Annotated in this window: 22 protein-coding genes; 17 read left to right on the forward strand and 5 right to left on the reverse strand. The window is 43.8% G+C overall.

The features are described 5' to 3' along the window. Window positions 1-42 precede the first annotated feature (42 nt). From phoD to tatC, 3 genes are all read left to right on the forward strand, one after another. Window positions 43-1,791: an alkaline phosphatase PhoD gene (phoD, locus tag AC1WMD_RS01885; protein WP_494255860.1), complete on the forward strand. Its 1,749-nt coding sequence runs from the start codon at window positions 43-45 to the stop codon at window positions 1,789-1,791. A 100-nt stretch (window positions 1,792-1,891) separates the two neighbouring features. After that, window positions 1,892-2,098 (forward strand): sec-independent protein translocase protein TatAD, encoded by a 207-nt coding sequence (gene tatAD, locus AC1WMD_RS01890; protein ID WP_043903904.1) that lies wholly within the window; start codon window positions 1,892-1,894, stop codon window positions 2,096-2,098. Window positions 2,099-2,198: 100 nt separating this feature from the next. Then, the gene (gene tatC, locus AC1WMD_RS01895) at window positions 2,199-2,951 is read left to right on the forward strand and encodes a twin-arginine translocase subunit TatC (RefSeq protein ID WP_494255861.1); all 753 of its coding nucleotides are present in this window, start codon (window positions 2,199-2,201) and stop codon (window positions 2,949-2,951) included. A gap of 77 nt (window positions 2,952-3,028) precedes the next feature. Here the strand turns inward: tatC and AC1WMD_RS01900 are convergent, their stop codons facing one another. Then, window positions 3,029-5,200 (reverse strand): ATP-dependent Clp protease ATP-binding subunit, encoded by a 2,172-nt coding sequence (locus AC1WMD_RS01900; RefSeq protein ID WP_494255862.1) that lies wholly within the window; start codon window positions 5,198-5,200, stop codon window positions 3,029-3,031. Window positions 5,201-5,413: 213 nt separating this feature from the next. Here AC1WMD_RS01900 and AC1WMD_RS01905 point away from each other — a divergent pair, with 213 nt between their 5' ends. From AC1WMD_RS01905 to queF, 9 genes are all read left to right on the forward strand, one after another. Next, complete coding sequence (locus tag AC1WMD_RS01905) at window positions 5,414-6,136, forward strand: FixH family protein (RefSeq protein ID WP_494255863.1); 723 nt, start codon at window positions 5,414-5,416, stop codon at window positions 6,134-6,136. Between the two features lie 100 nt (window positions 6,137-6,236). Further along, a complete protein-coding gene (locus AC1WMD_RS01910; RefSeq protein WP_494255864.1) occupies window positions 6,237-7,280 on the forward strand; it encodes a YkvI family membrane protein in 1,044 nt (347 codons plus the stop codon). 274 nt (window positions 7,281-7,554) lie between these two features. Next, a complete protein-coding gene (locus AC1WMD_RS01915; protein ID WP_043903909.1) occupies window positions 7,555-9,069 on the forward strand; it encodes a spore germination protein in 1,515 nt (504 codons plus the stop codon). 14 nt (window positions 9,070-9,083) lie between these two features. Then, window positions 9,084-10,169, forward strand: coding sequence for a Ger(x)C family spore germination protein (locus AC1WMD_RS01920; protein WP_043903910.1), 1,086 nt, complete (start codon window positions 9,084-9,086; stop codon window positions 10,167-10,169). Between the two features lie 25 nt (window positions 10,170-10,194). Continuing rightward, window positions 10,195-11,289 (forward strand): GerAB/ArcD/ProY family transporter, encoded by a 1,095-nt coding sequence (locus AC1WMD_RS01925; RefSeq protein WP_494255865.1) that lies wholly within the window; start codon window positions 10,195-10,197, stop codon window positions 11,287-11,289. 194 nt (window positions 11,290-11,483) lie between these two features. Continuing rightward, window positions 11,484-12,149, forward strand: coding sequence for a 7-cyano-7-deazaguanine synthase QueC (queC, locus tag AC1WMD_RS01930; protein ID WP_043903912.1), 666 nt, complete (start codon window positions 11,484-11,486; stop codon window positions 12,147-12,149). Continuing rightward, window positions 12,146-12,583 (forward strand): 6-carboxytetrahydropterin synthase QueD, encoded by a 438-nt coding sequence (gene queD, locus AC1WMD_RS01935; RefSeq protein ID WP_043903913.1) that lies wholly within the window; start codon window positions 12,146-12,148, stop codon window positions 12,581-12,583. Before queC ends, queD begins: the two co-directional genes overlap by 4 nt. Further along, entirely contained in the window at window positions 12,583-13,314 is a 732-nt protein-coding gene (gene queE / locus AC1WMD_RS01940) for a 7-carboxy-7-deazaguanine synthase QueE (RefSeq protein WP_043903914.1), read from the forward strand. The genes queD and queE overlap by 1 nt, the downstream gene beginning before the upstream one ends. Window positions 13,315-13,346: 32 nt before the next feature. After that, window positions 13,347-13,844 (forward strand): preQ(1) synthase, encoded by a 498-nt coding sequence (gene queF, locus AC1WMD_RS01945; RefSeq protein ID WP_017434571.1) that lies wholly within the window; start codon window positions 13,347-13,349, stop codon window positions 13,842-13,844. 255 nt (window positions 13,845-14,099) lie between these two features. On the opposite strand, the gene AC1WMD_RS01950 is transcribed toward queF, so the two are convergent. The 3 genes from AC1WMD_RS01950 to ykzS all read right to left on the reverse strand — a co-directional run bounded on the left by AC1WMD_RS01950 (window position 14,100) and on the right by ykzS (window position 15,369). Beyond that, window positions 14,100-14,276 (reverse strand): YkvS family protein, encoded by a 177-nt coding sequence (locus AC1WMD_RS01950; RefSeq protein WP_070104947.1) that lies wholly within the window; start codon window positions 14,274-14,276, stop codon window positions 14,100-14,102. A gap of 112 nt (window positions 14,277-14,388) precedes the next feature. Further along, window positions 14,389-14,982 (reverse strand): cell wall hydrolase, encoded by a 594-nt coding sequence (locus tag AC1WMD_RS01955; protein WP_043903916.1) that lies wholly within the window; start codon window positions 14,980-14,982, stop codon window positions 14,389-14,391. 192 nt (window positions 14,983-15,174) lie between these two features. After that, on the reverse strand, window positions 15,175-15,369 hold the full coding sequence (gene ykzS / locus AC1WMD_RS01960; RefSeq protein WP_043903917.1) for a protein YkzS: 195 nt from the start codon (window positions 15,367-15,369) through the stop codon (window positions 15,175-15,177). A gap of 172 nt (window positions 15,370-15,541) precedes the next feature. Between ykzS and AC1WMD_RS01965 the strand changes: the two genes are divergently transcribed. The 4 genes from AC1WMD_RS01965 to AC1WMD_RS01980 all read left to right on the forward strand — a co-directional run bounded on the left by AC1WMD_RS01965 (window position 15,542) and on the right by AC1WMD_RS01980 (window position 18,783). Continuing rightward, window positions 15,542-16,210 carry a hypothetical protein gene (locus tag AC1WMD_RS01965; protein WP_494255866.1) on the forward strand — a complete coding sequence of 223 codons (669 nt, stop codon included), beginning with the start codon at window positions 15,542-15,544 and terminating at the stop codon, window positions 16,208-16,210. 143 nt (window positions 16,211-16,353) lie between these two features. Further along, window positions 16,354-17,103, forward strand: a complete 750-nt coding sequence (locus tag AC1WMD_RS01970; RefSeq protein WP_043903918.1) for an SDR family NAD(P)-dependent oxidoreductase — start codon at window positions 16,354-16,356, stop codon at window positions 17,101-17,103. 59 nt (window positions 17,104-17,162) lie between these two features. Further along, complete coding sequence (locus tag AC1WMD_RS01975) at window positions 17,163-17,408, forward strand: YueH family protein (protein WP_043903919.1); 246 nt, start codon at window positions 17,163-17,165, stop codon at window positions 17,406-17,408. A 112-nt stretch (window positions 17,409-17,520) separates the two neighbouring features. Continuing rightward, window positions 17,521-18,783, forward strand: a complete 1,263-nt coding sequence (locus AC1WMD_RS01980; RefSeq protein ID WP_043903920.1) for an ATP-binding protein — start codon at window positions 17,521-17,523, stop codon at window positions 18,781-18,783. A 36-nt stretch (window positions 18,784-18,819) separates the two neighbouring features. On the opposite strand, the gene AC1WMD_RS01985 is transcribed toward AC1WMD_RS01980, so the two are convergent. Next, window positions 18,820-19,458 carry a nitroreductase family protein gene (locus tag AC1WMD_RS01985; RefSeq protein WP_043903921.1) on the reverse strand — a complete coding sequence of 213 codons (639 nt, stop codon included), beginning with the start codon at window positions 19,456-19,458 and terminating at the stop codon, window positions 18,820-18,822. Window positions 19,459-19,777: 319 nt separating this feature from the next. On the opposite strand from AC1WMD_RS01985, the gene AC1WMD_RS01990 reads away from it, so the two are divergent. Next, entirely contained in the window at window positions 19,778-22,189 is a 2,412-nt protein-coding gene (locus tag AC1WMD_RS01990; protein WP_043903922.1) for a GGDEF domain-containing phosphodiesterase, read from the forward strand. The last annotated feature ends 75 nt before the right edge of the window (window positions 22,190-22,264 follow it).

Raw genomic sequence — 22,264 nt, forward strand, 5'->3', positions numbered from 1 at the left:
AATCATGCTCAGTTAAAGATTTTATTCAGGAGGGAAAAAAACATGAAAAATGAGAGACTTTTAGACGAATTAATCAAGAATTTTAATGAAGAAATCTTGAAAAAGAATATAGACCGCCGCAGCCTTCTTCATGGAGCCGGCAAGATTGCGGGGCTCTCGCTCGGTCTAGCCATCGCCCAGTCCCTAGGAGGATTTAAGGTGGATGCCGCCCCAAAATTCAGCGATTATCCATTTAAACTCGGCATTGCTTCCGGAGATCCTTTATCAAACAGTGTTGTATTATGGACAAGATTGGCTCCGGATCCGCTAAACGGCGGCGGAATGCCTCCCCATGTCGTTCCTGTCCATTGGGAGCTTGCAGCAGATGAACATTTCCGCAATGTGATCCGGCGCGGTACCGAAATGGCTTCACCTGACCTTGCGCATTCTGTCCATGTGGAAGTGAATGGCCTAAAACCGAACACCGTTTATTTTTATCGGTTTAAATGTGGAAACGAATTAAGCCCTGTTGGAAAAACAAAAACCATTCCGGCAGCAGGTGCAAAGGTATCTGGAATGGCGTTCGCTTTCGCCTCCTGTCAGCAGTTTGAGCACGGCTACTACACGGCGTATAAGCACATGGCGAAAGAGGATCTTGATCTAGTTTTCCACCTTGGCGATTACATATATGAATACGGACCGAACGAATATGTTTCATTCACCGGTAATGTCCGTACCCATAGCGGTCCGGAAACTATCACACTTGAGGACTACCGAAACCGTTATGCCCAATACCGCTCTGATGCAGACCTGAGAGCAGCTCATGCTGCCTTCCCGTGGGTCGTAACATGGGATGACCATGAAGTGGAAAACAATTATGCGAACGTTATTCCAGAAAACGGCCAATCGGTCGAAGCGTTTATCAAGCGCCGTGCCGCCGCGTACCAAGCTTACTACGAGCATATGCCGCTCCGTAGATCGTCGCTTCCGCATGAAGGCGGCATGCAATTGTACCGAGCTTTCGCTTACGGAGATTTAGCTTCTTTCTTTGTTCTTGATACGCGTCAGTACCGCGATGACCAGGCGAACGGAGATGGAATCAAGCCGCATTCCCCGGAATCTTTGGATCCTAAGCGCACCCTCCTCGGCGCGGAACAGGAGAAATGGCTTCTTGACAATCTTGGAAGCTCCAAAGCGCAATGGAACGTGCTTGTACAGCAGGTTTTCTTTTCCCAGCGGAACTTTGGGACAAGCACAGAGCCAAGATACAGCATGGATTCCTGGGATGGATATCCGGCCGCGCGCCAACGCATTATGGATTTCGTTGCAGACAAGAATATGAACAACTTGATTGTTCTAACCGGGGATGTCCATGCAAACTGGGCCTCTAACTTGACGACTGATTATAACGATCCTGATGCCCCGATTTTTGGCGCTGAGTTTGTTGGCACTTCGATTACTTCCGGAGGAAATGGTTCTGATTGGCGTGCAGACACGGAGAAAATTTTAGCGCAAAACCCGCACATCAAATTTTTTAACAATTACCGCGGCTATGTCCGCTGTCAAGTTACTCCGGAACAGTGGCGTGCGGATTACCGCATCGTTCCGTATGTGACTCAGCCGGGAGCGGATATTTGCACGAGAGCATCATTGGTTTATGAAAAAGATCAGAAAGGACTTAAAGAAGTATCATCCACTATGGTACCGATGGGTGTCCAAATGTCAATGGAAGTGGAAGAAGACCGCCATCGCGCCCACAGACGTGCCCATGAAAAACAAATGGAGAAAAAGAGAGGAAAGGTTACGAATTAATTCCGTCCGCGCCTGCTGAACGATATCAATTCCGCATTTGGCATCCGGGCATCTTTACTGGTCTGGATGCCAAATTTTCCGCAAAGGAGATGAACCTACAATGCTAAACAATATCGGTATTCCAGGTTTAATTTTAATACTCGTCATTGCTTTGATCATCTTTGGGCCTTCCAAGCTGCCGGAAATCGGCCGCGCATTTGGCCGTACGCTGACTGAATTCAAAAGTGCCGCGAAGGAACTAGTATCCGATAATAATAACGAGGAAACGAAAAAGTCTGTATTATCGGCTGTGAAAAAAGACAGCTAGTAAAAAAGAGAGCAGACGGGGCAGCCTGTCTGCTTCTTCTTTCCCAAAATTAGTAACTACAAACTAACAGCATTTGTTTCCAAAAAAGGAGGCAGCCAGCATGAAAAACAAAGATTTGCGTCTGATAGATCATTTGGAAGAGCTTCGCAAACGGGTGATTATTACGCTATTGGCGTTTATTGCGTCCTTCATTGGAAGTTTCGTTTTTGTACAGGATATTTATAAATGGCTTGTCAAGGATTTCGACGGGAAACTTGCCATCCTCGGCCCGAGTGACATCCTTTGGATATACATGATGATCGCAGCCGTGTTTGCGATCGCAGCAACTATACCTGTCGCCGCTTTCCAGACATGGCGGTTTGTCTCTCCTGCGCTGAATCCCGAAGAACGGAAAGTATCTTTGCGGTTTATCCCATGGTTGTTTCTATTATTTATCACGGGGATTTCATTTGGTTTCTTTGTGCTTTTCCCGGCCGTGCTCAGTTTTTTAACAAACCTGTCAGCAGAGCAATTCGAAACAATATTCACAGCGGAAAAATATTTTCGGTTCATGATCCATCTGACACTTCCATTTGGCTTTCTCTTTGAAATGCCGCTTGCGGTCATGTTTTTAACGAGACTCGGAATCCTGAATCCGAAGAGACTGGCAAAGGCGAGGAAACTATCCTATTTTTTTCTGGTTGTCATCTCCGTCCTCATCACGCCTCCGGATTTGATTTCGGATATTCTTGTTATCATTCCTTTGCTGGTGCTTTATGAAGTGAGTGTAACACTGTCCGGGATTGTTTATAAGAAAAAGCTGGTAAGTGAAGGGGCGCTGCATAACGCTGACCGGTTTGCAGAGAGCGGCTGAGCCGCAGGAACTGGATCAAACATCTGAAAAATTTCTTTCGCTTTGTGCTGAAAAAAACCGCCTTTCCCATTAAGGGATTAGGCGGTTTGTTTATGCAAAGGTTTGGCGACAATCACATCGTTTTCGACATCGATGCGAATCGCTTTGACTTGGTCGTTTTCGTCAAGCAAGACATCAGCGATTTTGTCTTCGACGTGTTCTTGGATGACGCGGCGGAGCGGACGAGCTCCGAATGCTGGATGGTAGCCGAGTTCCGCCAATTTTTCTTTCGCCGCTTGCGAAACGTCAAGGTCGATGTGCTGTTCGCGCATTGCCGCTTTTACTTCGTTAAGCATGAGGTCAACAATTTGCAGCATATGTTCTTTTTTCAGCGATTTGAATTCGATAATCGCATCGAAACGGTTTAAAAATTCTGGCTTGAAGTAGGCGTTTAACGACTCAAGGACGCTTGTGTGCGTTGGGCCTTGTTTTTCAAATCCGACCGTAATTTTTTTGTCCGTCACGCCGGCGTTGCTTGTTGCGATAATAACCGTATCTTTAAAGCTTACGGTGCGTCCTTGGCTGTCCGTGAGACGGCCGTCTTCTAAAATTTGCAGGAAGATGTGCTGGACGTCTGGGTGCGCTTTTTCAATCTCGTCAAGCAAGATAATGCTGTATGGGTTGCGGCGCACTTTTTCTGTAAGTTGGCCGGCTTCTTCGTGACCGACATAGCCAGGAGGCGAACCGATTAATTTCGATACCGAATGTTTTTCCATGTATTCGCTCATGTCGAGACGAATCATTGCATCTTTCGAGCCGAACAATTCTTCTGCCAACGTTTTCGCTAACTCTGTTTTCCCGACGCCAGTCGGACCGACGAATAAGAACGAACCGATCGGGCGGTGTTTTGCTTTTAATCCCGCGCGGCTGCGGCGGATTGCTTTTGCGACTTTTTTGACTGCTTCTTCTTGGCCGATCACTTTTTTCGCTAAGTTTTCTTCTAAATGTTTCATTTTTTCTTTTTCATCAGCTTGCAGTTTGCCGACAGGAATGCCTGTTTTTTCTTCGATAATGCGCTCGATGTCGGCAATATCGACGACTGGGCGTTCTTGATTTACGCCGTTTTGTAATTGTTTTTCTAATTTTAACTCTTCGTCACGCAATTTCGCTGCCAGTTCATAATTTTCTTCTTGCGCTGCTTTTGCTTTTTCTTTGGCGATTTGCGCAAGGCGTTCTTGAATTTGTTTTTCATCTGTTGGACCGATGCGCAAGTTCGCTTTTGAGCCGGCTTCGTCTAACAAGTCGATCGCTTTGTCCGGCAAGAAGCGGTCTTGAATGTAACGATGCGATAATTTAACGCACGCTTCAATCGCTTCGTCCGTATATTGGACGTGGTGGAATTGTTCATATTTCGGTTGAATCCCTTTTAAAATCGTAATCGCCTCTTCGACCGTTGGTTCATGCACGATAACTGGTTGGAAACGGCGTTCCAGCGCAGCGTCTTTTTCAATTTGGCGGTATTCTTTTAACGTTGTCGCACCGACGACTTGCAATTCCCCACGCGCAAGGGCTGGTTTTAAAATGTTGCCGGCGTCCATCGAGCCTTCTGCCGCACCGGCGCCGACGAGCAAGTGAATTTCGTCGATAAACAGAATGACGTTTTTCCGGCGTTGCAATTCAGAAATGAGCCGTTTCATTCTTTCTTCAAATTGACCGCGAATGCCTGTATTGGCGACAAGCGAGGCGACATCAAGCAAATATACTTCTTTATTTAATAGTTTTTCTGGAACTTGTCCTTCCGCGATTTTCAAGGCAAGCCCTTCGACAATCGCTGTTTTCCCGACGCCAGGTTCCCCGATTAATACCGGGTTGTTTTTATTGCGGCGGTTTAAAATTTCGATGACGCGTTCAATTTCTTTATCACGGCCGATGACCGGGTCAATCAGACCCGCTTTCGCAAGCTGTGTTAAGTTGCGGCCGAATTGGTCTAAGAAACCGCCGTTTCTTTTACCGTTCCGATTCCATTTGAATGGTTGTGACATGTTTGTTGATGGTGTGTCCATTTCCGAAATTGGCGAAAATCCGTCGATAAAGAAATCATCAAACGGGAACGACGAGAAATTATTGAAACCGAAATTGATCGGGACAGTCAGCTCTTGTTTTTGTTTTTCATAACATTCGTGGCAAAGATGCAATTGCTTTTTCTCATGATTGAATTGCAAACTTACAAATACCGTAGCTTCGTTTTGATGGCATACTTGACAAAGCATGAGGCATAACCTCCTTTTTTGTCAATTGACTTTGACTAACTTTGACTTTCTGACTTTATTATACTTTGACCTTTTTTGACTTTCAAGTGTTTTTTACAAAAAAATTTGTTGTAACCGTGAAATGTTTTTGAAGGAATAGTGAATAATGTACGGATAAGGAAAAGCTATGGTATAGTTAAGTCTAGAAAAATAGAACAAAGGGGAAATGAAAAAGTGAAAAAGCTTTCGTTGTTTTTGTCATTGATGTTAATATTGTTTTTATTTGCCGCCTGCAGCCAGGAAAAGCGAGAGGATAAACCGGCAATGCTTGAAGTTCAGCTTCAAACACCGGATCATATTGAATTAAATAAGGAAACGACCCTTTCTTGTATCGTGACATACGGTGGGGAAAAAGTGGATGACGCGGACGAAGTGAAGTTTGAAGTATGGAAACATGGAAGCGAGAAGCATGACATGTTAACCGCCAAAAATGATGGAGATGGCAAATATTCTGTGAAAAAGACGTTTACTGAACCGGGGACGTATTCCGTCGTCAGCCATGTGACAGCGCGAAATATGCATAATATGCCGAAAAAAGATATCGTTGTTGGCACACCGAGCGATCAGCCGCAAAATCACGCAGAGGAACAACACGGCGATGAACACCATCATGCCGATGTCGCGATGATGCTTCAAGAAAAACAATTTTCCGTAAATAAAGAAGCGCATTTAACGGTACATATTACTCATGACGGCCAGCCGCTGACGAAAGCGAAAGTTCATTTTGAAATTTGGCAAGGAAACAGCAAACACAAGTTTATCGAAGCAAGCGAAAAACAAGCAGGCCAATACGAAGCAACGACAACGTTTCAAGAAAAAGGGACATATTCTGTAAAAATTCATGTGGAAACGGAACAATTGCACGAACATCAAGTAGAGCAAATTACGGTGCAATGAAGGGATGCCCTATAGCGGCATCCTTTTTTTACTGTCATCCCGTCTTTATTGGACCATGCCGACATATATATGGGAGTGAATAGTGGACAAGGAGAGGGAGATGGCAGAAGTGGCTGGAAAATGGTCGGATGCTTGGCAAATCGCCGCCGTTTACGTCGGCACCGTCGTCGGTGCGGGATTTGCCACAGGAAAAGAAATTATCGAGTTTTTTACGCAATACGGAACGTCGGGAACGATCGGCATTATCATTAGCGGCATCTTGTTTACGTGGGGCGGCGCGCGCATGATGGTAATGGCGCGGAAAGTGAAGGCCGCTTCTTATCAACAGTTTAACCGCTATTTATTCGGAAAAGAAGTTAGTCCCGTTATTTCTATCATCATGACGTTGATGATTGTTGGAGTCACCGCCGTGATGATGGCCGGTGCAGGGGCGGTGTTTGAGGAGCAGCTTGGGCTGCCGCGGCAAGTCGGAATTGTAGCGACGTTATGTTTATCGCTGTTGGTCATGATGTACGATATAAAAGGGCTATTTGGCGTAAACGCCTTGATTGTTCCGATGATGGTGCTATTTAGCGCCATTGCGCTCGGAAAGCTGATCACCATGGGCGAATGGTGCGGAACGGGGCTGAAAGCGACAGACTACTCATTAAGAGCGTTTCTTTCCCCATTTTCGTATGCGGCGTTTAACTTGGCGATGGCGCAGCCTGTGCTCGTGCCGCTGGCTTGCGAAGTAGGGGACGAGCGCACGGTACGGCGCGGCGCGGTGCTTGGCGGGCTACTGCTTACCGGCATTTTATTAAGCAGCCATTTGGTACTCTTATCGTTTCCGTATGCAATGAATTACGATATTCCGATGGCGGAAGTCATCCGCTCGTTTTTCTCTGTTTTTTACTGGGTGTATATCATTGTGATTTACGGGGAAATTTTTACGTCCATTATCGGCGGCATTTTTGGCCTGCAGCGGCAGGCACGCACGCTCGTTTCTATTCCTAACGCCTTGTTTCTTGCCGTGCTGTTTATCGTGCTGTATATTGTCAGCTTATTCCGCTACAGTGAGCTCTTATCGTTTTTATATCCGCTATTTGGCTACATCAGTTTTGCGTTTCTTTTTCTATTATGGGTGCGCAAAGTGCCGCGCCCGTAACAGCAGCCGTTTTTCCGCAGTGGCGCGGAAAAACGGCTGTTTTTCTAATTATTGAAAAAAAGTGTTGTACGATGCTTTTTTTCAATGATTGTTTCGCCGCCGCACCATTGCTTCTGTCTTAGTATCCGTCTTTTTAAATCAATGCTGAATATGAAACGAATAAAATAAAAGGTCGATTGGAAGACTATCCCATGAACCTCTCCCACCTACACTCTGTTTAGAGGTGGTAGACTTCTCGGGAAATATGTTAAACGGCAAGTACGAGGGGATCGTTATGTCCATTTTCTCCTTTTTTAAAAAAACGAAGACAAACGGTGAGGAAAAAACGCTGCAACAATTATTGAATAAGCTGCGGCAATCGAGCGATTTCATTACAGTAGAGTTTGCCGTAAACGGCCATTTGCTTACCATTTACTATTTTGATTCGCTAGTTGATCCGAAGATACTGCAGCAACACGTTCTCTGCCATCTGCAAAATGACGTTCCGAAGTATCCAGATATTACGCTCGAGGATTTGCAAAAAATCATTCCGATTCAGCGGATTGAAGTAACGAACGATGTGCAGATGATCGAAGAAAAAATATTAAAAGGGTTTGTAGCTGTTCAGTTTCAAAAGACAGATAACCATGTTGCACTCATTAATGTAGCGAATGAAAGTTTAGGGTTGCGGCCAAACAATGATTCAGAAAATGAATTTAGTGTCGTCGGCCCGAAAGTTGGATTTGTCGAAAACGTTGGGACGAACTTGCATTTAATCAGAAGGCAAATCGTAACCCCAAATTTAGTGTTTCGGGAAATGCTGCTTGGTACGATGTCCAAAACGAAAGTGGTCATCGCGTATATCGATGGCATTACGAATAAGCAGACGATCGAAACCGTGATCCAGCGGCTCGAAAATATCCATTTTGACATTATTTTTGACAGCTCGTTTGTCTCACAAATGCTTTCCGATAACTCGAATTCTCCGTTTCCGCTTTTTATCTCGACGGAGCGGATTGAACGTGCCGTTTCTGCGCTCGCATCTGGTCAAGTTGTTATTCTTTGCGACGGCTCGCCGTATGTGATCATCGGCCCGTCGACTTTTTTCGATTTTTTTACCTCGCCGGAAGATTATTATTTGCCGTGGGTGCTCGGCTCCTTTTTCCGGCTGATCCGTTTTTTTGGCGTGATGTTTTCCGTGCTGGCCTCGCCGATTTATATTGCCGTATTAACGTACCATTATGAAATGATTCCGAAAGATTTGCTTGGGCCGATTATCTTTTCCCGTTCTAACGTGCCGTTTCCGCCGGTATTGGAAGTATTATTTTTAGAAATAACGATTGAATTGCTTCGCGAAGCAGGGGCGCGTCTGCCGACAAAAGTGGCGCAAACACTCGGGATTGTCGGCGGTATTGTTATCGGACAAGCTTCAGTGGAAGCGGGGTTGACAAGCACCATCTTGCTTATTATCGTTGCGCTCGCCGCTTTAGCTTCCTTTACGACACCGATTTTTAAAATGTCTAATACAATCCGCTTCATCCGCTTTCCCATTATTTTATTTGCGGCGTTTTGGGGCGGAGTCGGAATTATTTTCGCCGTCTGTTTCTTATTCATTCATTTAGGAAGGCTGCAATCATTTGGCAATCCGTATTTAGTTCCGTTTTATCCGCTGCGCATTCGCGATTTAAAAGATAGTTTGATCCGTTCCTCATACAGCCAAACAGCAGAGCGTCCGACGTTTCTGCGCCCGCTTTCTTTGTTCCGCTATAATCCGGCGGAAGCGAAACAAAAAGACGATATCGACGAGTAAGAAAGGGGTCGAATATGAAGCCGCTTCTAGTCATTGCCGCATTGCTGCTCTTGCTTGCCGGCTGCAAAAGTTCGCGCGTTATTGATGAAATTCAAATTATTCAAGAAATGGGCTATGACTATCATGACGGAAAATATGTGGGAACGGCAGTATACCCGACGTTTAAACAAGGACCGATGACGAAGCCGAATTTATTAACGACGTCTTCGTCAACGGTTTATGATTTAATTCCCCGCCTTTCTTCCAAGTCGGCATTGCCGATTGAAGAAGGGCAGCTTCGCCTAATTTTATTTGGCAAAGAATTTGCCAAACGGGGCGTTACGCAAATCACCCATAGTTTGGCCCGCAACAATAAAGTGGGAAGCCATTTGCTGTTGGGCGTATCGTCAGGAAGCGCGCAGGAGCTATTGGATATTACGGCGAACACCACTTTAAGCGATACGCTGTACTTGCCTAATTTAGTCGAACAAAATGTCCGTTCGATGAATTTGCCAAAAACGAATTTACATTTGTTTTTGTACAACTATTTTTCAAAAGGAAGCGATCCGTTTTTGCCTTATTTTGAGAAAAAGGGGAGTTTTGTAAAATTAGAAGGGCTCGCGTTGTTTAAAGATGGGAAATATGTGGGAAAAGTGAGTTTGCGTGATTCGTTTTTGGTAAAAATTTTATTAAATGAAACAAAAAATGGAGTGTATCAGTTAAAAGTAGGAAATCGCGGGAAGCAAGGCGAAGACCGGGTGATGCTCGAAAATTTATTTGCGACATCCAAATATGAGTGGAAAAGGAAAGGGCACCGCCATGTTCTGCATATTTTTGTTCATATTCACGCTTCTGTCAGAGATTATCCGTCTTGGCTCGATATGTCGCATAAAAAGATTTTCTCTATGGTGAAAAAGAAGATGGAAGATGAAATGGAGCACAATATTCGCCGCCTGCTCCGCTATTTTCAAGAAAAAGAGATTGACCCGCTTGGCATTGGCGAATTTGTCCGCAGCAAAACAAGACATTGGAATGCAGATGAATTTTATCGTGAATATAAAGATTTAGAAATCAAGCCGCATGTAACTGTCGACATTATACAAACAGGGATCGGTGAGTGACGCGAGCGGATGGGGAGGTATTTACATGAATCAAGCGGCGAAAGAACGATTCCTTATCTCGCCCTTTTTGGTGTTTTTTCTCATCCATGGCACCCAAGTGGGAATTGGAATGCTTAGTTTTCAACGCTTGGTGATGAAAGAGGCGGGACACGATGCGTGGATAGCTGTCATCATAACGGGAATCATTGCCCATTTATTAATTTGGGTCATGTATCAACTTTTCACACATTCCCCTAACGCTGAAGATATCATTTCTATACACAAACACTATTTCGGCAAATGGATCGGCTTTGTCTTTAGCTTCGCTTTGCTTGTTTATTTCTCTTTATTAGCGTTTACGGTATTGCAAACGTATATTGAGATTATTAAAATTTGGATGTTTCCCCTGATGGGGGCATGGCAGTTCAGCCTTATTTTTTTAGCGCTGACTTATTACACCGTATTAGGAGGATTTCGCGTTGTCACGGGGTTATGTTTTTGGAGCGTCGTGCTTCCGTTGCTCACCATTTTCCCAATATTGTTTTTCCCGCTTGAATACGCCCATTATCGCAATTTGCTGCCGGTATTTGACCATTCGATCGGTGAGATCTTTGCGGGTGCGAAAGCAATGTCACTGCAATATTTAGGAATGGAAATGCTGCTTGTATATTACTCGTTTATCCAACAGCCAGAAAAGTCGCATAAGTGGGCGCAATGGGGCAATGCGTTTACGACCCTTCTCTATTTAAGTATTATGCTGGTCGCGATTCTTTTTTATAATGAAGAACAAATTCAGCATATCACTTGGCCGACATTAACGCTGGCGAAAATTCCAGAAGTACCGTTTATTGAAAGGATGGAGTACATTATCATTTCCATTTATGTGCTGGTAGTATTTCCGATTATTTGCATCGCGGTATGGTCGGCTTCACGTATTGCAAAAAAATTGTTTTCCATCAAGCAGCGCCGTTCCGTTCCTGTGATTTTGTTATTATTATTTATCGGGACGTTGTGGTTCGGAGAAAAAGAACAAATCGAACGGCTAAACAAATGGACCTCTACGATCGGCCTGTATCTCGTCATTTTCTATATTCCTGCTTTATATATATATGTGAAGGCTGCCAATAAAATAAAAAAATAGTGCAACCAAAAAGCTGAATGTGGTATAGTTTTAAGAGGGAAAAACAGAAGAAAAATTCCGTACGAACGTACGGGAGAGGTTTCTAGAACAACCCTCTATAAAAAACTAGGGACGGCTATATCCTTAGGGGGTATAGCTTTTTTGTTTTAGAACGCCTCTTCTTCTGGAAAAAGCGGAAGGGAGTGCAACGAAAAATGAAAAAGGAAAAAGCGGTAGTCGTCTTTAGTGGCGGCCAGGATAGCACGACATGTTTATTTTGGGCGCTAAAGCAATTTGCGGAAGTAGAAGCGGTGACGTTTGATTACGGACAGCGCCATCGTCTGGAAATTGAAGTGGCGTCTGCGATCGCCAAGGAGCTTCATGTTCCTCACACGGTGCTCGATATGTCGCTATTGCATCAATTAGCGCCAAACGCCTTGACAAGAAGCGAGATTGCCATCGAACAAAAAGAGGGGCAATTGCCGTCTACGTTTGTCGATGGGCGAAATTTATTGTTTTTGTCGTTTGCTGCGGTGCTCGCCAAGCAAAAAGGAGCGCGCCATCTTGTCACAGGCGTATGTGAAACGGATTTCAGCGGCTATCCAGATTGCCGCGATATATTTATTAAGTCATTGAATGTAACGTTGAATTTAGCAATGGATTACCAATTTGTCATCCATACGCCGCTGATGTGGCTGTCCAAGGCGGACACGTGGAAGCTCGCCGATGAGCTCGGAGCGTTTGAATTTGTCCGCACGAAAACATTGACTTGCTATAACGGCATCATTGCCGACGGCTGCGGTGAATGCCCAGCTTGCGTGTTAAGAAAACGGGGGCTTGAACAATATTTGCAAGAAAAAGAAGGAGTGGGGCGGCGATGATATACCAGCTTTATCCGCAAGTGTTTCATGATTATCGCTATGAGTTGAATAAAGATATGCATATTGCCGCTGCCCATTTTATTCCCCACAAGCAGGCGGGTAAATGCGCGAACATTCATGGCCATACGTATGTCATCAACATTACGGTAGCTGGGGATGAATTGGATGAGACCGGCTTTTTAGTCAATTTTCAAAAACTAAAAGAGCTCATTCACGGAAAGCTCGACCATACGCTTTTGAATGAGCATCATGATTGGTTTGATACGAAAAACAGCAACGACTTTCCGACAACGGAAGTGGTAGCACGAAAAATATATGAAACGGTGCAAGCGTATTTGGACACACTGCCGCACAAGCCAAAATGCCTGCAAGTGTTCGTGCGGGAAACGCCAACAAGCTATGTTGTTTATCGGCCGAAAGCGGGGGATCGATAATGGCGAAAACGATTCCCGTGCTTGAAATTTTTGGACCGACGATCCAAGGGGAAGGGATGGTAATCGGGCAAAAGACGATGTTCGTCCGCACCGCCGGCTGCGACTACCGCTGCCGCTGGTGCGATTCCGCTTTTACATGGGACGGATCGGCAAAAGAGGAAATTCAGCCAATGACGGCGGAGCAAATTTGGGAGCGGCTGTATGAACTTGGCGGTGACCGCTTCAGCCATGTGACGCTCTCTGGAGGAAATCCAGTTCTCATTTCGGCGCTGGAAGAGCTCGTTTTGCTTTTGAAAAAGAAAGGGATTCGTCTTGCCGTCGAAACGCAAGGAAGCCGCTGGCAAGACTGGCTGTATCATATCGATGAGGTAACCATTTCACCAAAACCGCCAAGTTCAGGGATGGATACCGATTTTGCCATGCTCGATCACATTGTGGAAAAGTTGGCGGGCGCGGAACGGGCGTCTCATATAAGCTTAAAGGTCGTCGTGTTCGATGACATCGATTTCGACTATGCAAAAAGGGTGCACCAGCGTTATCCGGGCATCCCGTTTTATTTGCAAGTCGGCAACGCCGATACAGCAGAAGCGGACGATTCAGCGCTGCGCACGCAGCTTTTGGCAAGGCTGGAGTGGCTTGTGGAAAAAGTAGCGCAGTCAAACGAGCTGAACGACGTGCGCGTTTTGCCGCAATTGCACACCCTCCTATGGGGAAACAAACGCGGCGTATAAATTCAAAAATGATTGAGGAAAGGGGAAAAACGATGGCAGGCAGAAAAGAGGAAGAATTAAAAGATCTTACGCTATTAGGGAATCAAGGCACGAAATATTTATTCGAATACAGCCCAGAGGTGTTGGAAGTATTCGAAAACAAACACCCTGACCGCGATTATTTCGTGAAGTTCAATTGTCCGGAGTTTACAAGCTTGTGTCCAAAGACCGGACAACCGGACTTCGCGACGATTTACATTAGCTATATTCCTGATAAAAAATGTGTCGAAAGCAAATCATTGAAGTTGTATTTATTCAGCTTCCGCAACCATGGCGATTTCCATGAAGACTGCGTCAATATTATTATGAACGACTTAATTAAAGTGATGGAGCCGCGCTATATTGAGGTATGGGGGAAATTCACACCGCGCGGCGGCATTTCCATCGATCCGTATTGCAACTGGGGCCGCCCTGGAACGAAATATGAGAAAATGGCGGAATATCGCTTAATGAACCATGATTTGTATCCGGAAAAAGTCGATAATCGTTAATCGGCATTTTCCCATTCAAAAAGTGTTTGCTCATTTATAAGTATTGGCTTTGGAGCGCGGGACGGCGCTATGCTTGGAAAATGGAAAAAATATAAGCCAGCTGATGCAAACCAGCTTGCTCTCGCAATGTTTTACAGCGCGGCTTTTTGCCAAGCTGATACGCATATATATGAATGAATCGGGTCAGCTAGTGTGTATTTCTTAACTAAAAACGAAAAGAGGCTGTTTTAGAAAGCAGCCTCTTGTTTTCTTCCTTTATTCAACAATTTTGTAATTCTTATGATTGACGACGGTTCGTTCTTGCAAATCTAATTCTCGATAATTTTCCATATACGTTAAATCCACGATGACAGAGTTTTCATTAACTTTTTCCACAATCCCGCGCAATCCGTTTTTAAACTCAATAATATCGCCGACTTTCGCTTTTTTCATCATCCATATTCTCCTTTTTGCATTTTTTCTTTTGTTATAGTTTGCCTCATTTTCTTGTTTAAGTAAAGTTTTTTATGAAAAAAGAAAGGAGCTTGCAAAAAAGCTCCTTTCTTTATTTAGCAAATACGTGGTTTCCAATGACAACAGTGACTTGTCTTGTGCTCACCCATTTGCTTTTCGCCGTTTTTGGATTATAAAAGTACAAGGAGCCATTTCCTAAACCGCGAAAAGCAAGGGCTTCTTCAACGGCGCGATATGATTCACGGTCGGCTGGTTCATTAATCGTTCCATTTTGCACCGGCGTGAATGCATAATGGCCGCCAGAGGAGCGTTCATAAATGACATCGCGAATCGTATCCGGAAAATCCGGATGGTCGACACGGTTTAATACAACGGTTGCTACGGCAACCTTTCCAGCATACGGCTCTCCTTTCGCCTCAGCGTGAACAAGGCGGGCTAATAAATTTTTTTCACTTGCAGAAATGGTTGAATTCGGAATAACTAGCTTCTCGCCAGGGAACAATACATCAGTGTACTTGTTGTTTTGCTTTTGCAGCTGTTTTAGTGGAACCTCGTATTGTTTGGCAATCTTCCAAAGCGTTTCCCCTGATTTTACTGTATGTGTAGTTGCTGCATCCGCATGGCCTCCAAATAGAAAGGCGCTGCAGAAAACAGATGCTAGCATCCATTTCCTTATCTTTTTCATAAAATTACCTCCTTCTCGTTAACTTGTTACTAGAGTAACAAGGATTTTAGATTCTATCATTATCTAAATGTTGGAAAATCGCGGCATCCATTGATATTACTAGTTTGATAGGCAGGCTGGAAATTTCTCCGTCATGAAAAAATGCCGATTTTCACATAAGGAAATCGGCATTCATTAGAAATGGATGAACAGCTAACTTCGTGGGGTTTGAAGATAGTGATAAATAACGTCTCCCCCTCGCTGGGCAATGCCGCGGAAATGTTTAAAGTCGCTTTGTCTTACCAGAACATTGCGAAAAGGAAGAAAATCTTCTTTTTTTACTAGCAGCTCGGAAATCTTCCCGTGGCGCAATTCATCAAGAAGCTTAGCTGCTAATGCTTCATCCATCGTTTATCCACCTCAATCGATGAATGTGATGACAAACATTATCATAGCGCAATAACGCTTTAGGATAAATACCCATTTTTGTTTAGGTAAACACCCTTTGCTTGTTCTCACATACAATATGGATGGGTATGTATCATAGGCATGCCTGAAGAAAAATGAAGGGGAGAGGAACATGAATAACTGGGATTCGTATATGAATGATCCATTTTTTTCTAAACAAGGCTATGATGAAGAACAAAGAATAGATGATGAATCGGAGAGAGTAGACAACAATTTCCCACCGATGGAACAGATGCCAATTGCTTCTAACAATATCCCGCCGATGGCACCGATGCCGGTTGCTTCCAACATTGCCCCACCACCGGCACCGATGCCAACCGCCTTTTATCCAATGATGCCGATGTATTGCTGCCCGCCGATCCATTGGTGCCATCCATTCGCAGGAGGCATTCCGTATTTTGTACATGACGATATCGCTGGTCCTGACATGACTCCGCCAGCGATGCCGCTTGGCATGGAACCGATGCCAGATACGGCTGTCGGCGGCGCTAGCTTGCCGATGAGCGATAACAATGCCCCTGCAACGACGTCGCCGATGCAGGCTGAAGAAATGGCTGACCCGTATACAGGACAAATGCCGGAAACAGTTAGTGGGATGGAAAACCCTGTTGCTCCGGCATCGGAACCAATGTTTCCAACAGCAGGGATGGCTCCAGCTTTTCCTATGTGCAGTCCAATAATGCCTGTTGGGGCAATGCCGTATTATGGACCGACTTCCTACTATGGAGGTATGGCGCCGTACGGACCGTTTTTCCCAGTCCCATATATGCCGTACCGCTAACCTTTATAAAAGGACCGCACTGCTGCGGTCTTTTTTTGAGAAATGAATTCTTACCGTACAGATGATATACTAGAGAATGAAATAACCGATGAACACAACTGTTCTTGAGCAGTAAAAATGAACAGGGAAGAGGTTGGGAAGCAGTGGATTTCTCTAGGAAGGTCGTTATCATAACTGGTGGGGCGAATGGAATTGGCAAAGCGATCGCCACTATGTTTGCCGAAAAAGGAGCGAAAGTTGTCATTGCTGATATTGCGGAAGAAAAAGGAGAACAACTTGCGTTAGCGCTGCGGGAAAAAAGACGGGAAGCTCGTTTCATTCCAACAGATGTTCGAAAAGTGGACGAAATTGAACGCCTCATGAGAGTAACGTTTGAAACGTATGGATACTTACATTATTTAATTAATAATGCCGGTGTATCAAGATGGAAATCCCCATATGAGCTGACGGTGGAAGAATGGGAAGATGTGCTTCACACTAATTTGCGCAGTGTCTTTTTTGCCTCTCGTGAGGCGGCGAAATATATGCGGAAAAACGCAAACGGCGGAGCGATTGTCAACATTGCCTCTACAAGGGCGCTCATGTCTGAACCGAATTCGGAAGCGTACGCTGCTTCAAAAGGCGGAATTTTATCGCTGACCCATGCTTTAGCCGTTTCGCTTGCCGGAGATCATATCCGCGTAAATGCGGTCAGTCCCGGGTGGATTGAAACAGGGGATTATGGGAAGTTGCGAGAAATAGATCATGTGCAGCATCCGGCTGGGCGTGTCGGTAAACCGGAAGATATTGCGCGCGCTTGCCTTTATTTATGCCATGATGAAAACGATTTTATTACTGGGGCAAATATCGTCATTGACGGCGGGATGACGCGGAAAATGATTTATGTTGAGTAGATGGCACCTGTTTGTTAAAATATACAAAATGTAAGATGCTGCAAAGGATGGGGATCACAATGAAAATTCGCAAAGCAATCATATCGGACAAGCAAACGCCGACAAAAGTTTACATTTATGAAAATAAAAAAGAAGAATACATGGTGGTAGCGATCCCTGATCTGGAATGGTCCTTTTTCCTTCGTTACGAAGAAGAACCGGAAACATTAAGAGGGCGTTTAGCTTCTTCATTAAAAAGAGTAGTTGCACAAGAGCAACTCGAAATGCTTGTCAATAAATTGCTATATTGGGTGCATGAAATGTAATACAGCAAAAAACGCGAGAGATGAGCAGGCGGTGGGGCGCTTTTTAGCTTCGCCGCTTTTTCCCTATTCCAATATTGATTACCATTCTGCAAGTTAGGAGTTCGATGATACAGTGCTCGCAAAATCAAAAATTATTGCAATTTATTCAATATTTAGCATTTGTTGGTTGATTGTAACAGACGGAATTCTTCACTTCTCTCATATTAGTCATGATTTGTATATCATCATTAGCACGGCAAAAGGAGCTGTTTTTATTCTCATTTCCGTTATTTTCCTTTATCAGCTGTTAAAGAAACGTGAACAGCTGGAAAAGGTAATGGAAAATGAACAGCAGCTTTCCACGTTAATTAACTCAATGCCAGACTTTGTTTGTTTTAAAGATAGCGAAGGACGCTGGCTGCGCGTCAACGATTTTGGACGGTGGCTTTACTGCTTAGAAAACGTGGAGTATAAAGGAAAAACGGACCGTGAACTTGGCGAGCTGGTGCCGTTCTTTAAAGAGGCGTTTGAACAATGCATCGAATCCGATCAAAAAGCATGGGAAAAAGGAAAACTGACCCGTTGTGAAGAGTCGTTTCAAACCGCTAGCGGCGAGATTAAAACTTTCGATGTCATCAAAGTGCCGCTTTTTGAAGAAAACGGAGCCAAAAAAGGGCTGTTGACGATCGGACGTGATATTACGCAGCAAAAGTTAGCAGAATCGTTGTTATTAAAAAAAGAAAAGCTGTCTGTATTAGGTGAACTTGCCGCGGGAATCGCCCATGAAATTCGCAATCCGTTGACCTCTATGAAAGGATTTATTCAAGTCATGCAGGAAACTCGAGAAATAAACGAAACCTATTTGAATATTATATTGAGCGAGTTGGAGCGGATTAATCAAATTGTCAGCGAGCTGTTAGTGTTAGCGAAGCCGCAAAGCCATGACTATAAGCCATTTTTTCTTAGCGATGTGATCGGATATGTCATTAATTTAATCGGGCATGAGGCCACATTGAACAACGTTTCTATTTCCGTGCATAACAATGTGCCAAAAGCGTGCATGTATGGTGATCAGAATCAAATTATCCAAGTGTTTATCAATATCATGAAAAATGCGATTGAAGCAATGCCAAATGGAGGAGATATTCGTTTACGCGTATGGAAGGAAGAGAAAGTCATTCATATCACCATTTCTGATACTGGTGTCGGCATTTCGAAAGAACGGCTGCAAAAAATTGGTGAACCGTTTTTTACACTAAAAGAAAAAGGAATGGGGCTTGGACTTACCACCAGCATGAAAATTGTTCAGGAACATAAAGGAACGTTGGAAATCGAAAGTGAAATCGGCAAAGGTACAACGGTTCATTTAGCTTTTCCGATTTACGAAAAAAGATGACCTATTTTTTGTAGGTCATCTTTTTTACTAGCACGATCATTGTTCCACCCATGTTGTGATGGCCTCAACTGGCAGCCGCGTTGTACGGTGCGCAGGGGCAATGCTTTTTCCAATCGTAATAAGCATAATTGGAATATAGCGGTCGGAAATATGAAACGCCTGTTTAAATTGGTTGACGTCAAAACCGCCGATCGAGCATGTTGCCCATCCTTTTGCCGTCGCGGCCAGCATCAGTTGCATGGCGGCAAGCGCAGCGTTAAGGTATGCCGCGTCACGAACATACTGCTTATCGGTATATGCCATTTCAATTTGTCGAGCAATCTGTTCCTTTGTTTCTTTCGACATTTGTCCTTGTTGCACTAATGGATCATATACTGCGTCCGTGTTTTGATTTGCTTCTAAGTCGCCTAACACCGCAATTACAGCAGAGGCGTCGAGAATTTGCTGCTGATGGTAGGCGATTGGATATAGGCGCTGTTGCGCTGCTTTTCCGTGAATAACGACAAAATGCCAATGTTGCAAATTCCACGCTGACGGTGCTTTTCCCGCTATCTCAATGATATCGCGCAGCTCTTCTTTGCTAATGGAAACGTTAGGATCATATTTCCGCACAGATTTCCGTTCGTTAATAACGGCAAAAAAATCTTTTCCCGATGTAGTAGCCGTGCTGATCATTTTTACTGCCTCCATTTTGCTGTCTGGTTGTAAAATATTTTGTAACAAAAAGGACTTGTTATCAACATACATTTAACTTTTACTGTTGTCAATTTTTTTACTCGGAGATCCTTTAGGAATAATTTCTTAACTTTTCCATGTTTATTGACTGCTTGCCCTAAAAAATTTAGGTAAAAAAGCGTATTAACGATACAGACTTTTTGACCGAAAAAATAATTGAACGGCACATTTAGGACGAAGGAATAACACTCCGTCTTCATGAGGCAGTGTCGATACGCAAAAATACTGTTAATTTTTATCGCATAAAGGAATGAACCAAATGAATGACAATCGTTTTCTTCATGATATCATCATCGATGAGCAGCTATTGTTTACGATCATGAACAGATTATTTGATATTGTTTTTTTAATGAAAGTAGAGGAAGGGCCAAGATTCCGCTATGTTCGTGTGAGCGAGGACGCGCTTCCTTTAGCGAATTTAACGGAACAAGATATCGGAAAATGCATTGAGGACGTTTATCCGCAGGAAATTGCCGATCATTTAAACAAACAATACAAAAAGGCATTAGCGACTAGGGAAGTCGTTACATACCGCGATCAAATGAATGTAAAAGGTGAACCACGGATGGCCGAATCGATGATTGTTCCGATCGTGAAAGATGACGGAACGATTCCTTACATGATCTGTTTTACCCGCGATATTACGGAACAAATTACTCGCGAACAACAGTTTGCGGAAATTCACCAGCTATTCCATTTGCTTCTTGAGCAGTCACATGATGCGATCGTCATGTTTGATTTGACTGGGAGACTATTGCGGATCAATAAGGAAGTTGAACGTCTGTTCGGCTGGAGTGAAAACGAGGTGATGACAAAGAATATAGTTCATTTTTTACCAAAATATCGTGTCCAGTTGCTGAAAAGTCTGCAAATGCTTAGCATTGGTCAAAGCCTAAAGTCCGTTCGTTTATCGCTGCGCCGAAAAGACGGGAAACGTGCCTACGTTTTTGCCAATATTACTCCGGTTTTTAGAAAAGATGGTACGGTGGTGGCGGGATTGTCACTGCTTCGGGATATTACCGATGTTATCCATGTACAAAAACAACAGCGTCGGAGTGAAGAATTATATCGGAAAGTGATTGAATTTTTGCCTGATCCTATCATGATCCAAGTAGATGGAATCGTGCGTTATATGAATACGGCCGGGCTGACAATGTTAGAAGCAACGGGAATGGATTGTGTAAAAGGCAAAAGGGTAAGTGATTTCTTAACACCATATAACGAGCAGACGAATGAATGGTTACTAACTTCATTATCTGGGGCGGAAAAGGAAGTTACGGTGAAAGAGACAACAATTGATTACCACGGTCAAAACGCGCAGTTTCTCATTATCCGCGATTTGACAGAACAAAAAAAGAAAGAGAGAAAAATTAAATTTATGGCACAATATGATCCATTGACCGAGCTTCCGAACCGAAGTTATTTAAGAGAAATATTAAACGACTTGTTGCTTCATGTCGACAATATCGTTTTGCTGTTAATTGATATTCATCGTTTTCAGTTTATTAACGATTTTCTCGGTCATGAAAATGGCGATCAGCTGTTAAAGGAAGTGGCGCGGCGGTTGAAAAAACTGCAGTCTGAACAAATGTTTTTAGCAAGAGTCGGCGATGATGAATTTGTGGCGGTTTATAGGTATGAAAAAAAAGAAGAAGCAGAATGGCTGCTGACAACGCTTGATCGATCTTTAAATGAACCGTATTTCATCGCTGGGGAAAAGCTGAATGTTACGGTGCATATTGGCGTAAGCTATGCGTGCGATGCCAATCATTCCGCTGAGGGGCTGCTAAATAATGCGGGTAAAGCAGTGTATTATGCAAAAACAAATGGCATCAACCGGGTTGTCGAATATGAATCAAAGTTGCGGGACATTTTTGTCAAACGAATCCGCTTGGAAAATGACTTGAAAACAGCAGTGGGGAATAACGAATTTTCTCTTTATTATCAACCAAAGGTAAATCTTCACACAGGCGCCATCAGTGTAGAAGCGCTCATTCGCTGGAAGCATCCACAGCTTGGAATGGTGAGTCCGGCGGAGTTTATTCCAATTGCCGAGGAAACAAGTGTCATTGAGGAAATTGGAAAATGGGTGCTGCAACAGTCATGCCAAGATTATAAATGGCTGCATAGCAGCGGATTTTCGACGTTGAAAATCGCTGTCAATTTATCAGCGCGGCAATTTATTGATAGTTCTTTAAAAACGACAGTGGCCAATATCTTCGCTAACGCGAATGTTCCGCCATCCTCGTTTATGTTCGAAATTACGGAAACAACGATTATGAAAGAGCCAAATGAAGTCATTTGTATTTTACAGTCGTTAAAAGATCAAGGAATTACCATTGCGATTGATGATTTTGGCGTTAACTACTCTTCGTTAAATTATTTAAACCGATTTCCGATCGATGCGGTAAAAATAGATCGATCTTTTATAAGGGATTTTCATAAAAACGAAAAAGGAGCGGAAATCGTTGAAGCGATTATTTCCCTTGCCCATCGTTTAAACTTAAGCGTTACGGCTGAAGGCGTCGAAACGGAAGATCAAGTTCGTCTTTTAGCGGAAAAAGGCTGCGATGAGATGCAAGGATATTATTTCAGTCCTCCGGTGCCGCTTGAGAAATTGCCGAATGTATTGACAAAGCTTCATTCATGGGTTCGAAGCTGGAAATCATGAATCAACGGTAATAGGGGGCATAAGGGAGATGTTGTTTTCACAGGAAAACGGGCTAGGCGTTTTCCTTTTTTTTAT

It is taken from the genome of Parageobacillus sp. NEAU-HV-2 (genome assembly GCF_059115485.1).

Coding starts and splice junctions, on each gene's coding strand:
- tatC (WP_494255861.1), top strand. CDS start 2,199: ATGAAAAACAAAGATTTGCGTCTGATAGATCATTTGGAAGAGCTTCGC.
- queD (WP_043903913.1), top strand. CDS start 12,146: ATGATATACCAGCTTTATCCGCAAGTGTTTCATGATTATCGCTATGAG.
- AC1WMD_RS01965 (WP_494255866.1), top strand. CDS start 15,542: ATGAATAACTGGGATTCGTATATGAATGATCCATTTTTTTCTAAACAA.
- AC1WMD_RS01990 (WP_043903922.1), top strand. CDS start 19,778: ATGAATGACAATCGTTTTCTTCATGATATCATCATCGATGAGCAGCTA.
- AC1WMD_RS01925 (WP_494255865.1), top strand. CDS start 10,195: ATGAATCAAGCGGCGAAAGAACGATTCCTTATCTCGCCCTTTTTGGTG.
- queF (WP_017434571.1), top strand. CDS start 13,347: ATGGCAGGCAGAAAAGAGGAAGAATTAAAAGATCTTACGCTATTAGGG.
- AC1WMD_RS01975 (WP_043903919.1), top strand. CDS start 17,163: ATGAAAATTCGCAAAGCAATCATATCGGACAAGCAAACGCCGACAAAA.
- AC1WMD_RS01910 (WP_494255864.1), top strand. CDS start 6,237: ATGGCAGAAGTGGCTGGAAAATGGTCGGATGCTTGGCAAATCGCCGCC.
- AC1WMD_RS01985 (WP_043903921.1), bottom strand. CDS start 19,458: ATGATCAGCACGGCTACTACATCGGGAAAAGATTTTTTTGCCGTTATT.
- queE (WP_043903914.1), top strand. CDS start 12,583: ATGGCGAAAACGATTCCCGTGCTTGAAATTTTTGGACCGACGATCCAA.
- AC1WMD_RS01915 (WP_043903909.1), top strand. CDS start 7,555: ATGTCCATTTTCTCCTTTTTTAAAAAAACGAAGACAAACGGTGAGGAA.
- ykzS (WP_043903917.1), bottom strand. CDS start 15,369: ATGGATGAAGCATTAGCAGCTAAGCTTCTTGATGAATTGCGCCACGGG.
- queC (WP_043903912.1), top strand. CDS start 11,484: ATGAAAAAGGAAAAAGCGGTAGTCGTCTTTAGTGGCGGCCAGGATAGC.
- tatAD (WP_043903904.1), top strand. CDS start 1,892: ATGCTAAACAATATCGGTATTCCAGGTTTAATTTTAATACTCGTCATT.
- AC1WMD_RS01900 (WP_494255862.1), bottom strand. CDS start 5,200: ATGCTTTGTCAAGTATGCCATCAAAACGAAGCTACGGTATTTGTAAGT.
- AC1WMD_RS01920 (WP_043903910.1), top strand. CDS start 9,084: ATGAAGCCGCTTCTAGTCATTGCCGCATTGCTGCTCTTGCTTGCCGGC.
- AC1WMD_RS01955 (WP_043903916.1), bottom strand. CDS start 14,982: ATGAAAAAGATAAGGAAATGGATGCTAGCATCTGTTTTCTGCAGCGCC.
- AC1WMD_RS01950 (WP_070104947.1), bottom strand. CDS start 14,276: ATGAAAAAAGCGAAAGTCGGCGATATTATTGAGTTTAAAAACGGATTG.
- phoD (WP_494255860.1), top strand. CDS start 43: ATGAAAAATGAGAGACTTTTAGACGAATTAATCAAGAATTTTAATGAA.